Source organism: Methylocaldum sp. GT1BB (assembly GCF_051027545.1).
Lineage (GTDB): Bacteria > Pseudomonadota > Gammaproteobacteria > Methylococcales > Methylococcaceae > Methylocaldum.
The window spans coordinates 4,477,384-4,492,765 of record NZ_CP194902.1 but is presented as its reverse complement, the minus strand read 5'-3'; the positions used below and the strand labels follow the sequence as shown (position 1 = coordinate 4,492,765).

General features: G+C 56.5%; 16 protein-coding genes, 1 tRNA gene and 2 pseudogenes. 11 read left to right on the top strand and 8 right to left on the bottom strand.

What is annotated here, in order from left to right; translation table 11 throughout:
- Positions 1–152: 152 nt before the first annotated feature.
- The 4 genes from ACR2TX_RS21390 to ACR2TX_RS21375 all read right to left on the bottom strand — a co-directional run bounded on the left by ACR2TX_RS21390 (position 153) and on the right by ACR2TX_RS21375 (position 5,584).
- Positions 153–2,759: a S8 family serine peptidase gene (locus tag ACR2TX_RS21390; protein WP_434130674.1), complete on the bottom strand. Its 2,607-nt coding sequence runs from the start codon at positions 2,757–2,759 to the stop codon at positions 153–155.
- A gap of 46 nt (positions 2,760–2,805) precedes the next feature.
- A complete protein-coding gene (locus tag ACR2TX_RS21385; RefSeq protein ID WP_434130673.1) occupies positions 2,806–3,426 on the bottom strand; it encodes a hypothetical protein in 621 nt (206 codons plus the stop codon).
- On the bottom strand, positions 3,419–3,934 hold the full coding sequence (locus tag ACR2TX_RS21380; RefSeq protein ID WP_434130672.1) for a hypothetical protein: 516 nt from the start codon (positions 3,932–3,934) through the stop codon (positions 3,419–3,421). The genes ACR2TX_RS21385 and ACR2TX_RS21380 overlap by 8 nt, the downstream gene beginning before the upstream one ends.
- A gap of 366 nt (positions 3,935–4,300) precedes the next feature.
- On the bottom strand, positions 4,301–5,584 hold the full coding sequence (locus ACR2TX_RS21375) for an esterase-like activity of phytase family protein (RefSeq protein ID WP_434130671.1): 1,284 nt from the start codon (positions 5,582–5,584) through the stop codon (positions 4,301–4,303).
- A 660-nt stretch (positions 5,585–6,244) separates the two neighbouring features.
- Between ACR2TX_RS21375 and ACR2TX_RS21370 the strand changes: the two genes are divergently transcribed.
- Entirely contained in the window at positions 6,245–6,760 is a 516-nt protein-coding gene (locus tag ACR2TX_RS21370) for a tyrosine-type recombinase/integrase (protein ID WP_434130670.1), read from the top strand.
- A gap of 281 nt (positions 6,761–7,041) precedes the next feature.
- On the opposite strand, the gene ACR2TX_RS21365 is transcribed toward ACR2TX_RS21370, so the two are convergent.
- The 3 genes from ACR2TX_RS21365 to ACR2TX_RS21355 form a co-directional block, all read right to left on the bottom strand.
- Entirely contained in the window at positions 7,042–7,449 is a 408-nt protein-coding gene (locus tag ACR2TX_RS21365; protein WP_156881620.1) for a type II toxin-antitoxin system VapC family toxin, read from the bottom strand.
- Positions 7,440–7,700 (bottom strand): ribbon-helix-helix protein, CopG family, encoded by a 261-nt coding sequence (locus tag ACR2TX_RS21360; protein WP_077732364.1) that lies wholly within the window; start codon positions 7,698–7,700, stop codon positions 7,440–7,442. The genes ACR2TX_RS21365 and ACR2TX_RS21360 overlap by 10 nt, the downstream gene beginning before the upstream one ends.
- A 184-nt stretch (positions 7,701–7,884) precedes the next feature.
- On the bottom strand, positions 7,885–8,124 hold the full coding sequence (locus ACR2TX_RS21355; protein ID WP_133716519.1) for a hypothetical protein: 240 nt from the start codon (positions 8,122–8,124) through the stop codon (positions 7,885–7,887).
- A 436-nt stretch (positions 8,125–8,560) separates the two neighbouring features.
- Here ACR2TX_RS21355 and ACR2TX_RS21350 point away from each other — a divergent pair, with 436 nt between their 5' ends.
- The 9 genes and pseudogenes from ACR2TX_RS21350 to ACR2TX_RS21310 form a co-directional block, all read left to right on the top strand.
- Complete coding sequence (locus tag ACR2TX_RS21350; protein ID WP_434130669.1) at positions 8,561–9,019, top strand: helix-turn-helix domain-containing protein; 459 nt, start codon at positions 8,561–8,563, stop codon at positions 9,017–9,019.
- A gap of 3 nt (positions 9,020–9,022) precedes the next feature.
- Positions 9,023–9,592: a PIN domain-containing protein gene (locus tag ACR2TX_RS21345; protein ID WP_434130668.1), complete on the top strand. Its 570-nt coding sequence runs from the start codon at positions 9,023–9,025 to the stop codon at positions 9,590–9,592.
- Between the two features lie 226 nt (positions 9,593–9,818).
- Positions 9,819–10,775, top strand: a complete 957-nt coding sequence (locus tag ACR2TX_RS21340) for a helix-turn-helix domain-containing protein (RefSeq protein WP_434130667.1) — start codon at positions 9,819–9,821, stop codon at positions 10,773–10,775.
- Positions 10,776–11,001: 226 nt separating this feature from the next.
- Complete coding sequence (locus tag ACR2TX_RS21335; RefSeq protein ID WP_077732361.1) at positions 11,002–11,268, top strand: CopG family ribbon-helix-helix protein; 267 nt, start codon at positions 11,002–11,004, stop codon at positions 11,266–11,268.
- Positions 11,265–11,555: a type II toxin-antitoxin system RelE/ParE family toxin gene (locus ACR2TX_RS21330; protein ID WP_434130666.1), complete on the top strand. Its 291-nt coding sequence runs from the start codon at positions 11,265–11,267 to the stop codon at positions 11,553–11,555. The genes ACR2TX_RS21335 and ACR2TX_RS21330 overlap by 4 nt, the downstream gene beginning before the upstream one ends.
- Positions 11,556–11,726: 171 nt before the next feature.
- A pseudogene (locus tag ACR2TX_RS21325) lies at positions 11,727–12,208 on the top strand (hypothetical protein); the annotation flags it as partial.
- A 607-nt stretch (positions 12,209–12,815) separates the two neighbouring features.
- A complete protein-coding gene (locus ACR2TX_RS21320; RefSeq protein ID WP_434130665.1) occupies positions 12,816–13,766 on the top strand; it encodes an IS1595 family transposase in 951 nt (316 codons plus the stop codon).
- A gap of 335 nt (positions 13,767–14,101) precedes the next feature.
- Positions 14,102–14,266 carry a hypothetical protein gene (locus tag ACR2TX_RS21315; RefSeq protein ID WP_168175412.1) on the top strand — a complete coding sequence of 55 codons (165 nt, stop codon included), beginning with the start codon at positions 14,102–14,104 and terminating at the stop codon, positions 14,264–14,266.
- 198 nt (positions 14,267–14,464) lie between these two features.
- Positions 14,465–14,717: pseudogene (locus ACR2TX_RS21310) on the top strand (tyrosine-type recombinase/integrase); the annotation flags it as partial.
- Positions 14,718–14,732: 15 nt separating this feature from the next.
- Here ACR2TX_RS21310 and ACR2TX_RS21305 read toward each other — a convergent pair.
- Positions 14,733–14,809 (bottom strand) — tRNA-Met (locus tag ACR2TX_RS21305).
- Between the two features lie 83 nt (positions 14,810–14,892).
- Here ACR2TX_RS21305 and ACR2TX_RS21300 point away from each other — a divergent pair.
- Positions 14,893–15,381: a YqaA family protein gene (locus ACR2TX_RS21300; RefSeq protein WP_346425845.1), complete on the top strand. Its 489-nt coding sequence runs from the start codon at positions 14,893–14,895 to the stop codon at positions 15,379–15,381.
- Position 15,382: the final 1 nt, after the last annotated feature.

Below are 15,382 nucleotides of genomic sequence, written 5' to 3'. Positions count from 1 at the left end.
TTCAACGGAAAATCTGCCGGTCCCGTAGAGCGAAGACACGGTAACGGCCGTTTGTGACCGCCGTTTGAAGGTCACGTGACAGTTTCCGAAACGGAAGCCCGTTCGGAGATTGGTTCAGGACAGGCCTGTCGAAGGACTTAATCAGAGATTCCTTATGGAATAATCCGTTTCGTCACGAGGCGACCAAGCCAGAGCATCGCGCCCATGACCACCATGCCCCATTGGGGTAGCGTGGGAATATCGCCGTCGTTGCCGGATTCAGGCGGGAAAGCGTCATTGACCGTGGTCGACGCGCCGGCGCTGTTGTTTGCGGAATTCGGATCGGCTGTCGGACTGCTCAGGCTGACGGAATTGACCAGGCTGCCGGCGGCGACGGGCTGAACGTTGATGAAAGCGGTGCCGGCTCCGCCATTCGTCAATGGACCCAGATCGCAGCTTACGACCCCAGTGCTGTGCGTACAGTTGGCCGAGGCGGATAGAAAAACCGCACCCGAGGGAAGCGCGTCAGTCACCGTGACGCCTTGAGCATCCGCGGGACCCGAGTTGATGACGGTGATCTGATAAGCGAGCTGAGCACCCACAGCGACCGGGTCGGGACTATCGTTCACGGTGACCGCAAGATCGGCGGCGGCAGTCACCGTGGTGTCGGCCGAGGCCGCATCATTGGCCGGATTCCCGTCCGGCGTGGCGGAAGCGGCTTGGATAGTATTCTGAATGGAACCCGCGGCATCGGCCCGCACGCTGATCGTTGCGTTGGCGGAACCGCCGGACGGGAGGTCGCCGAGGTTGCAGGTGACCGTACCTGCCAGGTGGGAACAGCCGGGAGACGCCGAGAGGAAACTCACGCCGGCCGGAAGTGCGTCGGTCAGGCTCGCTCCGGCCGCCACAGCGGGGCCTTGGTTGGTCACGGTGGCGGAATAAACCAGTTCGCCTCCTTGAAGAACGGGGTCCGGATTGTCCGACAAGGTGACCGAGAGATCCGCGGCGTTCTCGATGAAATTCCAGTGGAGGACGATGGTGCCATAGGCGCCGTTTTTGCCGTCCATGGCGATCTGGTAGGTCGTTCCGGGCTGCACGGCCAAACCGACCTGGCTCTGAGGCCCGCCGCTGTCGTCGCTGGAAGCTTTTGCCGCCAAGCCGTTGACCGCCGTTCCGGTGTAGACGGCCAGCAGGGTATCGACGGCGCTGCCCGAGGTATCCAGCGCCAGTTGGCCCGAGCCGGGCGAGGTCCATGTCCACCAGACGGATTTTCCGCCGGCGTTCCCGGCGTGATTGGGCTCCCCGGCCTCCTTGCTCGCGAAATCGTTCGAGCCGTTGGTTTGCCCCGAAGCACCGCTCAACGCGATGCGGTTCGCGAAGCGGTCGTTGGCGGGGGCCGGAAAAAGGCCCGTGAAGTCTATGCGCGGCTTGGTGATGGGAGCCGCAGGCCGGGTGTCGGTGACCGCGATGCCGTTCCCGGTCAGGCGGGCGACGGTCTGATCCAGCGTCTCCGAAGGGAATGCCGCACGCAGCACGGCCACCGCGCCCGCAGCATGAGGCGTGGCCTGCGATGTTCCGCCGGCGATCCAGCCGGCGGCACTGATCATTGCGCCCGGCGCCAGCAAGGTCAGAAAAGACGCCGTATTGGAGAAGCAGGCCACCTTGTCCGCTGCGGTAGTCGCGTCGGTGCAGACGGACCAGGCTTTTTGGCCCTGGTTCGCGTCGTACACCGCGCCCACCGAGACCGCCTCGGGCGTGCACGCCGGCATGGGCAGCCCGTCCAGGTATGCCTCGTTGCCGGCGGCCGCCACGGTGAGAATGCCGGCGCCCCGGGCATTGGCGATGGGCGTCCGGAACGGATTGCCGTTCGCTCCGGAGAGCTGGCTGCACGGACTGGTGAACTTCGTGTCGGCGCCCAGGCTCATGTTGATGGCGACGATATTGTAGGCCGACCGGTTCGCGATGGCCCAGTCGATTCCAGCGATGACGTCGCTGCCGAAGGCGGTTGAGCCGGTAAATACGTCCAGGGCCGCAATTTTCGCTCCGGGCGCAACGCCCAGCGCGATCCCCGCCACGTTGCTGCCGTGGCCGTTGTCGTCGCGGGTATTGTCGTCGGCCGCGATATCCACTGCCGCCACCACCTTGCAGCCTGAAGGAGCGCCCGGTGCCGTGCAGGAGCCGAAAGCGGAATGGGTGTAATCGACGCCCGTATCGAGCACGGCGACGGTGGTATTCGCACCGTTTCGACCGGAGCCCATGGGTATCGGTTGATGGATCAGGGGCAGACTCTCGTTCAGCTTGTGGCGGAGTACGAGGTCGGGATAGACCGCTTTGACTTCGGGACGCGACAACAATGCTCGCAAGGCCCCCGCCGTCCGAAACCGCAGGAATGCCATGGGCAGATGCTCATAATCCCGCAGCAACTCGCGCTCCGCAGCGCCGGGCGCCGCCAAGGCCCGTTGCTTCAGAGTACGGTAACGGCCCGATTTGAAGGCCAGGATAGACGCGTCGTCGTAGCCTAGCCCCTTTTGGGCGCGAAGATCGGCTGCTTCCTTCTCGATGGCGGTATCGTCGAACAACACGATCAGATCCTGCGGCGTTCCCGCCTCCAGCCGAGCGAGGACATCGGGCGGGGCTTTCGACTTGCTGGCGGATTGCGACACCGGGAGTGCGGCAGCCCCCATGATCGGTTGCATGCTCAGCCAGGCGATCAATACGACAGCCCAATAGGTTCCGATCTTTCTCGGCGTCTGTGCTTGGTTAGGAAATCGAGATTTCATGCCCACGTCCGTTTTGGTTTACACGCAGTGCCAAAACCTTAACGTCCTAAGGTAAAAACTTGATGAAACGCTTCCTCACCCGAAGGCGAAACCGTAATATCGTTTGGCTTGCGACCAGCGTCAGCATTCCGATGGCGAGGGACAGGGCCGATCTCCCGCCGCCGTTCATGAAGTGCATCCAGGCGACCATGGGCGAGTGCGGCAACTCGTTGGGGGCTAATTGGTACAGCAGCAGATCCCAGGCGCTTCCCGCCAGTATCAACGGAATATCCAGCGCCTCGATCGCCGCCCATCCGGGCAGCGCCAGGATGGGAACGGCGAGCCTACCGACTGGCGAAAATCCCGGCCACGCCAGCCACAAGGGAATCATGAGCAGGGGATGAAGTACGGCGTGCCCGGCCAACGTCGAGCAAACGATTTCGGTTCCCCTGGGAACTTCCCGGTCCCCCAGGTAGAAGACATGGATCGCCGTGAGTTTGGCCCGGACCACCGTATCGCCCTGAACGATCGCCAGGGTCAAATCTTCGACTTCGAATTCGGGCAGCGCCCAGCCCAGCACCCAGCGATACTCCCGAAACCAGAACCGGGTGTAATCGTCGCCCAGATAAACCGACAGAGCCAGCAAGACCGTGTAAGCGACAACCAAGGTCCCGCCGGTCTTAAGCATGCAGAGTCGATCCATTGGAAGCCTTTTTACAGGCTACGGCCCAGGCCAGGAAAAACAGGCTCGTCAGCAGAATCAACACCACCGGCAACATGTAACCGTGGAGCAGGCTGAACAGGGACTTGTCGTAGCGAAAGGCGTAGAACAGCGTCACGATGCGCGCCTGATTAAGACCATGGACGAACACAACGCCCAGGACGGCGCCACTCAGCTTGTGCCGCCAGGAGGTGCGATGGATCAGAATCGCGGCCAGCAGCAGGAAAAACGTTTCGATACCTTCGCAACCGTTAAGCACGTTGAGCCGAGCATGGGGCGACACCAGGCTGTGGCCCACTGCCCTTACGTTTTCGCCGGGGGTAATGAGGTTGATCAGTGCCACGCTCGGCCGGACCGTCAGCATGTCGATGAGCAGGCGCTCTACGGCCGTTCCGCGCCCAAGGCCGTAAAGCCATTGAAGCCCGGCGAAGATCAACAGGAAAGCAACAATGGATTTGAGTTCTCTAAGCGCCATGTCGGCTGTTCTTTAGCGATCTGTACCGAGTCTGATTCGATGTTTCGGATGGTGTCGGCTAGAGCGTTTTCATCCCGCTCGTACGACAAAACAGGCTTGGCGGAAGTCGTTGGCGCCTTCGGCTCGGGTGAATGGATTCAAGCATTCGTAGGTCGGCAATCCTTTGCCGACGAATCCGTTGGCCCAACTGCACCGTCGGGAAGGGCGGCTTCGGCGCTCCGTTGGCAAGCCGGAGATCGCAGATAGCGTCGGATCGCGGCAAAAACCCAACGCCCGACAAGGCGAATCGCTGGGTTTTAGGCCGGGACTGCCGGATGCCCCCGGCGCAACGGTGCTAATCCCTATCGCTGAGGCGCAAATCGGGCCTTAATGCTGACGGCGGCCGCGAAAGTCCAAAGGGTGATCCAGCTTGATTTTGATGAACTCGTTATTGTCCGAATTCGAATCCCGTCCTCCGGTGCCAGGGTAGTTGTTGTCGTTCATCACCAGGAGGGTGGTTGGGTTCAGGATCAACACGTCCTCGATGGTCACGAACGGAAAGGTGAAGGTGGTGCTGCCGTCGCCGTTCAAGTCGTGCGGATCGGGGATGTTCATCAGATCCACCAGTTCTGTCTTCTTTACCAAACCGCCGTTGGCGACGCTCGCCATGTCAGCCAGGTAGAGCTTCTTGAACGGCGTGCCGTTGGTCGCGGTGCCGCCGTTACGCTCGATGACGATGAACTGATGATCGTTGATCGCGGTCATGTCGCCGATGTTGGTCCCTTCCGCTTCGAGCTGATACAGCCAATTGTTCCCCGTGTAGCTTTCCGTATCGATGTCGAATTCGTTGATTCGCAGCGTCTTAACCGGATCGCCCGTCACGGTGCCTTCCAGCAGCGTGTAGAGCTTGTCGCCGGCCGGATTGATCACCATGCCCTCGAAGCCACGGGAGGTGCCGAGGTTAGGAATACCTGCCCCGAGATAAGGGTTCTGGGGCGACATGACGTCCGGACCGGTGGCCGAGGAGCCAGGCGGAAGGATGTTGGGGGTGGCGATCTCGCTGCGTAGAACCTTGCCCTTGTGGTCGGTTTTCACCAGGAACGGGCCGAATTCTTCTCCGAACCACAAATTGCCGTTCTTGTCCTTACGTACCGCTTCGATGTCGAGATCCGAGCCGGTCAACAGTCGATTTGCTTGAATGCTCGAGTCAACGGGGATGTCGTTCGCGCCATTGGGGTAGTTCGCCATGCCGGCGACGATGTCAAACCCAATCTTGTGGTCCGGGTCGTTCAAACTGATAAAGCTCTTGCTGGTGAAGGCCATCAGCTTCTTGCCGGTTTCGAACTCGGCCGGGCTTACCTTGCCGCTGCCAACCACAGATCGACCGTTCCACGTCTTGAAGTCGGGCCGCATGGCGTAAAGGCGCAGCAGGGTGTCGGCGGAATTGGTCTTGGCACCGAAACCGTTGTCCGTCATCACGTAGAAGGAATTGCCCGTCGGCCCCCTCAGAACGGCCGAAAAACCCTGGACCGGCTGCCTGTCGACCAACGGCAGGCTGTTGCCACCAGCTCCTGCACCGGCGAATTGTCCGGAAGTCGGGCCGACGGCAAACGTGTTGGCCGGCAGCATTGCAAAACCGGTGAGTTCCGTTGCCTGAACGCCGGTGGCCACGACTGCGGCGGTCAGGGCGGAGGCTTGGGCGAAAGGCATGACAATTTTCCAGGCATTTGTTTTCACGGGATTTGTTCTCCTGAAGTCGTTGAGTGAAGTCGCACCGCGTGCCGCGCACCCGATTCGCTCGAGGAGCTGACAGGCGGCGGCACACGAAACCACCAATCTTAGGGGCGGAGTGTTACTGCTCGGTGACGCTGCCAGAGAACATGCACGGAGGCACACCGTACGACCTCGCGAGCCATCGCCAACTGCGCCTCGGTTCGGATGAATTGATTCAAGCATTCGTAGGTCGGCAATCCTTTCCCAATCGCAAACGGTCGCTTTAGTCGCGACCCTTCCGACGAAGACGCTCGGCCGGGACGTGGCGTCGGGAAGGGGGGCTTCGGCGCTCCCCGGATGACCGTTTGCGATTGGAAGGGTGGCTCCGGCGCTCCCGGAGACACCGTTTGCGATTGGAAGGGTGGCTCCGGCGCTCCCGGAGACACCGTTTGCGATTGGAAGGGTGGCTCCGGCGCTCCCGGAGACACCGTTTGCGATTGGGAAGGGATTCCCGACCTACTCGCGAGTGCCCGTACAGTCGGTATGAAAATGCTCTAAGGTGGATTAAGGTGGAAAACGCGGAAACCAAAGTTTCCAATAAGGAGACGGGGGTGTTGAATGCAAAAGATCCCGAGGACGCTGTTTGCCCTTCACACCGGCTTAAGGGATCAGGAGATTTACGGGCTGCGCTGGGACTGGGAGCATGACGTCAAGGGGTTGCACACCACGGTATTCGTCATCCCCGAAACGGAAACCAAACATGGCCGCGAACGGATTGTGCCGCTCAATACGGTGGCGCGCTCGGTCGTCGCCTCAGGGCGGGGCAACGGCTCGGAGCGGGTGTTCGATCTCGACGGCCAAAAGGTGTCGAGGATGAACGACAAGGCCTGGCGGAAAGCGCGGGAAGCGGCGGGCCTTCAGCCGGTGCCGGTCCATGATCTTCGGCATACCTTCGGGATGCCTTTGCGTGCCGCGGGGGGCAGCTTGGAAGACCGGCAGGACTCGCTCAGTCATCATGTCGGGCGGATCACCACGCATTACAGCCGTGTGGAAATCGCGCGGTTGATCGAGTGCGTGGAACTGCTGTGCGGCGAGGAGAAGAGGCCTGAGGTCACGCTCGTGAAAAGAGCGTGATTCCGGCAAAATTACGGCAGCCGATTCAGAGCTGCCGTAAGTCTTTGATTTTGAGAGCTACGGACGGACTTGAACCGCCGAAACCCGCATTATGAAAGCGTTGCGATGCGACGCAAAGCAATCTAAAGCCACGCAAAACAAGCGCTTAAGAGCCTATCCCAGTAGGCCGTTCGCCCTGAGCCCTTCGACTCCGCTCAGGACAGGCCGGTCGAAGGGTTTCTTGAGCCTACTGGGATAGCCTCTAAGAAGGGTTGGGGTAGCTTTAAAGGAGCATTAAGCGGCTATGGCGTTGACGTTTTGTTGACAACTCGAATTGTGGAGACTTTGGTTAGCCGATCATCGTTTGTCCACAATTCGTCGCATTTATGTAGTTCGGCGGTCGCCAGATGCAGGGCGTCCGGCGTTTTCAGATTGAAGGACGTTCTGAGCCTTGCGGCATTCAAGAACACGGATTCAGGCATTGGAAGCGTGATTGCCGAGTCGAAAAACGTCTCAAAGTCTGAAACGAGAGACGGATCGTTCCGTTTAAAAGCGCCAGTTAAGCATTCCAGCTTCACTAAAGGCGAGATGCAAAAATCCGCTTCGGTCGATCGGAAAACATCGTGAAGGGACTGGTAAAACTCGGGATGTTTCTCGATCAGGTAAATGACGATACAGCTATCGAGGTAAACGAGCACGGCTAATCCCAAGCATCGCGTTCCTCTTGAATGGTTTCCTCGATTTCTCGGGCCGATCTCGGCTTCCTGGGAGAACGGTTAAGATCGTTCAGGAAGTTCAGGAGCTTTCGGCGTCTCGTATCGGTCGTGCCCAGTTTTTTTTCGATCTGTTGGACGTATTCCACGATGGCTTCCTCGGCGCAAGCTTCCTTGGTCTTCCCGGCCTTCTTGGCCAGCTCGTCCAATCGGGTTTCAAGATTGTTCGGAAGGTTCACGGTAATCATTTCAACGCCTCTGCCCTGTCATTAGGACGATCTTCTCAAGTTACGCCCCGATGCCTCTTCGATCCCGACAGCAAGGCATAAATTCATCCTATCTGTGCTCGTTATCCGTGCCATTGGAAACCGGTTTATACCACTTCTTGTCGAAGGATTGTTGACTGCGATGAACGTTGGCCGCTCTGCAGAATCAAACCTCTTCCCGAATTTCTAAGCGGCGCTCGATCCGATCAAGCCGGCTTTCGAATTTGTCCATGCGGGCATGAAGTACCGCGACATCGGAGTGAATCCCGACTAACTGGGTTTCAATCGAGCCAAGCCGAAGGCGGACAGTCTCGAACTGTTCGTCCATCTTGACGCCCTGAGCTCTAACTTCGTTTCGAAGCGCCCGCAAGTGTTCCAGAATCAGGTCTTCACCATTGTCGGTCATCGGATTTTCCCATTTTTCGTAACGGGACAAGTGTATCAGACCAACAGCCCCCTTATTTGACCAAGCTGCACGCCCGTTCTCGCTTTTCCATGCCGATAACGCCCCGCCAAGATTCCGGTTTTAGCTGATCTAGCGCGACCATACCACTGCAAAATGGTCGACGAAGGCAAAGTCGAACTCGAAGAAGCGATCCGGATCTGGGACATCGAACACGCGCGAAGCGTCAATGAACGGCTACTGGATAAGATGTAGCGTGGTCGGAAACGAATGCTCTAAGCATGGGGCCTAAGTCAAACAACGAAAGCCTGACTCCTTCCCATTCTCGGATATATCCCTCTTAAACTGCGATTCGAATATTTCGAATGTTGCGAATATTTCGAATAGGTGCCATCCTGACACTGAGCACTGAATACTGAAGCTGATTATTGAAACTGCCATGAACGCGAACGTAAAACCGGAACTTCCAACCGAGTCCGAAGTAACGCTTGCCAAAGAAAGTAGCCGGCAATTGTCCTTGTACTTAAAGACCAAAGAAGAAGCGCAAGCCATACGAGTAATTGATCAAAAAGGAGAGCATGAAGCGGTAAAAATTCCCACCGCTGCTTTCCGGCTCCTGATTGACATTCTCTCCGAAATGGCACAAGGCAACGCCGTCAGCTTGATTCCGGTACATGCCGAACTGACGACTCAAGAAGCGGCCGACATCCTCAATGTCTCCCGCCCTTACCTCATAAAACTCCTGGATGAGGGAACAATCCCTTATCACAAAGTTGGAAAACACCGCCGAGTGCGGTATCAGGATGTCGTCGATTACAAAACACGCATCGACCAGGAACGGCGGAAGACATTAGAAGAACTGGCAGCCCAGGCACAAGAACTCAACATGGGCTATTGATGAATGAGCAACTTTGCTGTCGTATATGACGCCTGCGTGCTTTATCCCGCACCGCTCCGCGACTTCTTGATGTGGCTTGCGTTGACCGACCTATACCGGGCCAAATGGAGCGAAAAAATCCATCAAGAATGGATTCGAAACCTGATCGCCGAACGGCCGGATCTCACCATAGACCAGCTCAACCGAACCAAACAGCTCATGGACAACAACGTCCGGGATGCCTTGGTAACGGGTTACGAATACCTGATTCCTGCCCTCGACCTTCCCGATCCCAATGACCGCCATGTTCTGGCGGCTGCGATCCGGAGCCATTCCAGCCTGATTGTCACGTTCAACCTGAAAGACTTCCCGGCACGAGAGCTCGCAAAGTACGACATTGAAGCGATTCACCCCGATGACTTCATCTTGGATGTATTCGATCTCGATGCCTCTAAGGTTTTGGAAGCCGCCGCAAGCCACCGGCGGAGCTTAAAACACCCGGCAAAAACGGTCGAAGACTACTTCGACACCCTACTGAGACAAGGCATCCCGGAAACCGTCAGCACCCTTAAAAGCATGTCCTTCGCTCTTTAAACGAAAGCCAGAGCACCAATTCGAACACGCGCGAAGCGCCAATGAGCGGTTGCTGGACGACATGAAGCGTAGCCGGAAACGAACGCTCTGAGCATATAGCGTTAGTCAAATAACGAAAGCTTTACACCTTCTCACCGGAATCGATTGCTGGGTGCCACCGGTTGTCTCTTGATAATATACGGTAATGTATATATTATACGTATAAATGTATCGTTGGAGGTAGAATATGGCTCGCTCGGCATTGAAAAGACGCAGACTCATGGCGGGAATGACCCAGACGCAAGTAGCTGACGCGATGGGAGTTAGTCAGCCTAACTATCAGCGCTGGGAGGCGGGTACCGCGTCGGTGCCAGCAGCAAAATTGAGAAAGCTTGCGAGAGTTCTAGAGACATCAGTCGATGAGATCCTTGGTAAGCCACTGGCGTTTGACTTGTTTGGAACAGACGAGAACGCGGGAGATGCTCGAAAGTACTTTGGCGAGGTGGCTATTCACTTTGGAACTAGAGGATCACTGCTGCTTCCTATTTCAGAAGAGGTTTGCTCAAGTTTGCATAGACAGCTGCAGGGAAGAAGTAGCTTTATCATCGCGGAGTCGCTTGACAATCGAAAGGTGTTTATTCGGCGTGCTGCAATCAAGGATGTCTACTTTTCCAGTGAGGCGTATGACACCTATGGACCCGAGGTGTACGAGGACCATTTAGGCGTACTGCCCGACGATGATTTCTGGCGAATAGTGGAGCACATGGACTTCTTAGACTGTCTTGAGGAGGAGTTTGAGGAAAGCAAGATAAATGAAGTTCTTAATAAGATCGTGATGACCGATGAGGATCTAGAACGTCTCGTGGTGTCTGGCAAAGTTGCACCGGAGGATCGCGAGAAGGTGAAAGAAAAGGCAGCTGCAGAAACTCAAAAATTTTTGGACCGCGCGACGAGTATTATCTGGCAGCTGTCTTCGGGGCAGTTACGCTGCGAATACTTAAACGAGAGCAAGCTTCTTTACGACACATTCAGCCTTATTGAGATTGACCCGGATGACGTTGATGAACTGATCTATCTGCCTGTTGAGGGATACCATAGATCGATCTTCATCAGAAAATCCGAAATCGACTATGTATCGATTCCTGCCCACAAGTTCAACGAGGGATCACTTGAAAGTGCTGAAGAGGAGCTCGGCAACTCTTAGGCTTGCGTCTCGCCGCCGGATTTTTATTGATGGATGCGCTCACTACCGAAAACGAAGGTTTTGAGCTGGGGCTTAAATCAAATAACGAAAGCCTGACACCCTCTCCCAAAATGTCGCCCAATGCCCCTCTTCACACGCGGACGAGTCTACCCTTGAATTAGAGTGGTCCCCGTGGAATGATTACCTATGAACCACGTTGAACCATTCCGATAGGGGAGGGTGAATTATGACGACCGAAGCCTTTACCGTCCGCACTGACGGCGAGACCGTTAAACGCCTTGACCAACTCGCAGCACAGCTCGACCGCTCGCGCAATTACCTGGTGAACCAGGCGATCCAGGAATATCTGGAGCTGCATGCTTGGCAGATCCAAAAGATTGAGGCCGGCATTGCCGCCGCCGATCGCGGCGATGTGATCCCGCATGAGGAGGTGATGTCCGAAATGGACGCCTTGATTGAAGAAAAAATCAGAGCGTTCGAAGACCGTTCGTGAAAATCGTCTGGACCGGCCCCGCCCGCCAAGACTTGCGGGACATTTACCTTTATATCGCCCAAGATAACCCCTACGCAGCGCGTAAGCTTCAGAATGAAATCCGGCAACGCGTTGCGCTTCTGCAAGATAATCCCGGACTCGGCCGACGGGGCCGAGTCACTGGGACGCGGGAACTTGTCATGGGAGATTCCCCCTACATTCTGCCTTACCGTGTGCGTCAGGACTGCATCGAAATTCTAGCTGTTTATCACGGCGCCCGGAAATGGCCGGAGGATTTTCCAGGATAAAACCAACGAAGCCGAGGCGGGGCGCTATGTAAAAACTTGCCAGAAGAATATAAGGAAGGCTTCCAACGGAATTGGAATTAGCTATAAAGAAATAAGCGTAACCAGGATCTTCAGTAAGTCTCCTCAGTAGGGGGCCTACCAATCCAAGAAGAATAATTACAGGAACTGTAAATGAGTAATGGGGAAAAACTTAGCTCTGCCGCCTACCAACATTCTCAACAAAGCATCCAACGACCTGATGTCGGGGTCGAAGCACAATTCCCGAATAAGAAAGCACCGAAAACCTACCGCTACGATTCCAGCCTCGCTCCGGAGCTCTGCTGGGATGAGAACGCCGAGCGCCCTTTTGCCGAGTGGCTGCTCAACCTCGTGGCCGAAGCGGCAGAAAAGGGGGAAAGCGATGTCTTTGCGCAGCCGCAGTTGTGGGAGGGAACACAGGAGAAATTCTCGTCGCTATCGCAATGTGCGGCCCGGCTCAAGAGCCTCACCAAGCCCTTTCTGAACTGGGCAGGAAAGGCCGAACGGCAACAGATTTCAGTGCCGTGCCCCTATTCGTGCATGAGCGGCATTCTACCCAAGCCATTTTGGAAACCCTTAAAAGCCATAAGGCCAGTGGGACCAACCTGGACCTGTTCGGGGATGCCAAACTGGACTTCTGTACGGCGTTAGTGACGCGCGCCGCCAATTCTTCTACCGCTTTATCGTTCATAGCTCTCTCGTCAAGTGATGGCTAACTCTACTGATAGTCAAAAATCGCGGAATTTAAAGTAAGAAAAAGCGGAAAGTTTTGCCAGTATTCGCTTACATAAGGCCGGAGAAAAAATTTAGTCTTGGCTGGCTAACCTGATCCCTCTTATCAGCGCTCTTCCGGCGATTATCCAGCCCCTTTTAGATTTCTTCTGGTGTCCTCGATCTCCGGGCTGATGTGTCCGGCTTCCGCTGCGTGAGGCCGATCACGAGCCAATAAGCATACTGCGGCCAAGTTTTCCTACGGCTTTTATCTCTGGTGCGCCAGCGTGTACGTGTCGCCGCTTGATGTTGCTCCATCGCATGCGATCTATGCCCGTTTTCCGTTCAAGTTCCGTTGGGGTGAACTCGGCATGATCTATAAGCGCTTTTAATCGTTCTTGCAGATCCATATAAGAAAGTTAAATGATGCCATTAAGGCAGTCCTGATTAGCGACGAAGTTCAGTACAGGCTCACATAGTGAGCCGCTAGGGTCCTTAGACTATGGGCATCTATCACAAGCGGGGTGTCCCATGCCTATGAACCGGGTGCAATTTCAAAAGGGTTTGTCGTTGGCCGAGTTTCTGACGCAATACGGCAGTGAAGCGCAGTGCGAAGCGGCACTGGAGGCCCTGCGCTGGCCGGACGGTTTCCGCTGTCCGGTCTGCGGCGGCGCGCGCCACACGGTGTTCGAACGGACCGGGCGGAAATACTGGCAATGCGGACACTGCCGGAGCCAAACGACGCTGATCGCCGGGACGATCTTCCAAGCGACCAAGCTGCCGCTGACCACCTGGTTTCTGGCCATGTATCTCCTGACCCAGGCCAAGAACAATGTCTCGGCACCGGAACTGATGCGCCATCTCGGGGTGTGTTATCGCACGGCATGGCTGGTGAAGCACAAGTTGATCCAGGTGATGGCGGAACGGGAAACGGATCGGCAGCTGGCCGGGCGGGTCGAGATCGACGATGCCTACCTGGGCGGTGAGCGGCCGGGGAAACCGGGGCGTGGCTCCGAAAACAAGTTGGCCTTTGTGATGGCGGTACAAACCACGGACGACGGGCGTCCGTTGTTCCTGCGCGTCGATCCCCTGCCGTTCACGCAGCAGGCTGTCGCGGTCTGGGCCAAACGCGCCTTGGCCCCGTCGACCTACGCACTCACCGATGGCCTGAGCGGGTTTCGGAGGCTGCACCAGGTCGTCGCTTGCCATCATCGCCTGATCCTGGGCTCTGGGCGGCAGTCGGCGCAACATCCGGAGTTCCATTGGGTAAATACGCTGTTGAGCAACCTGAAGACAGCCATTTCCGGCACCTATCACGCGTTCAAATTCGAGAAATACGCCCAGCGGTACCTGGCCGAGTTCCAATACCGCTTCAATCGGCGTTTCAATCTCAAAACCCTGCTTCAACGGCTGGCGCGCGCCGCGGCGTTCGCTAAGCCTCGACCCGAGTGGCAAATTCGCTTGGCTGAAGTTCATCGCTAATCAGGAAGGCAGTTGCCATAATGACAACATCTCAGAAATCAATACTACGCATTGCAGCCACAAAGCGACAGTTGAAGAGGAAGCGTATGGAAGACGAACGTTTGGGTCAAGTCACCCCCTCGGTGCCGCCCCTCCAGATCCCGATCGCCTACATCACGAGGCAACGCTATGCCGAACTCTCCGGCGTCCGGTCGGCATCGTCGACGCCTGGGTGAACCGGGGCCATATCCCCTCCAAGGTCATCGGCAAGCACCGCCTGGTCAACGTCGCCTTGATGTGGGCGCAAGCCTTCCAAGCCGACAGCTTTTTGTAATCGCATCGGGGAAGACACCGCCATGACGAAAACCGCCCGCCAAAAAGCCATTGGCCAAACCGTCACCGTCAAAGTCAGCGCCATCCGGGAACTCTGCGACTACGCCCTCGGGTTCTACGAACGCCAACGGCAAAGGGGCGGCGATCTCAAACTCGCCGCCTACCAGGACGCCATGGGCCACCTCTAGGCCCTGCAAAAACTCTTCATCGCCGACACCGCAATCGTCGAGCGGGTCAACGGCTCCATCGAGCGCTTGAACCACCTCTCCATCCGTTGGTCGATCATCCGGGGTCGTTCAATGCATTGGGCGAGGTCTATCGAAAGCGCAGCCTGAGGGTGTACGAGTTCGGACGTTATCTCCGACCGAGACAGCGGTATGGTCAAGTGTCATCGGTCTTTCGTCGAGAGATCGGAAATTGAACTTCCCGAAGGGCAGATGTCTCACGTTCTCCGGCATACCTTTGCCAGTCATTTCATGATGAATGGTGGTAATATCCGGGCGCTTCACGCATCCTCGGCCATGCCAATCTAACCATGACCATGCGCATCTTGCGCCGGATCTTCTGCGGGAAGTGCTCGAATTTGATCCTTTGACGGGGATGACACCGAAAATAAAAAGGCTTAGGCGAAACGCCTAAGCCTTTTTGAATTTGTGGTAGCTACGGGCGGACTTGAACCGCCGACACCCGCATTATGAATGCGGTGCTCTAACCAACTGAGCTACGTAGCCATAAATTAGAGTTGAAATAGTACTTTTTTCACGTCGCTTCTGTCAATATTCGCGATTGGCCATGTCACGGTATTTTGAATTTTTTGGCCGCGAAAAAAGCAAGTTGGCGTTTATACAGAATATTTCTTAAACAATCGGCAATGGCAGTTTTGACAGGCACATTTGCTCTTTGGAGTCTTTTCGGCAGCGCGTTTGTGTCCGCTACTTTGGCGCCGGGCGGTTCGGAGGCCGTGCTTGCTTATCTCGTCAGCCAGACCGAGCTCTCGCCGGAAGTGTTGCTGTTGACGGCCACGTCCGGTAATACGTTAGGGGCTGTCACAACTTGGGTGTTGGGATTTTTCACTGCGATCAAGTATCCGGCCGAGCGCCTTGCAAAGTCGCGCCAGGAAAAGGCGGTAGCCTCGGTGCGAAGATGGGGTCTTCCGATCTTATTGTTTTCGTGGCTGCCCGTCGTCGGGGACGGATTCTGTTTCGCGGCCGGCTGGTTGCGTCTGCCGTTTTGGCGGTCGGTCCTGGCTATGGCGATAGGCAAGGCTTTGCGTTATGCCGCTGTCGTTTATGCATTTGTTTGAG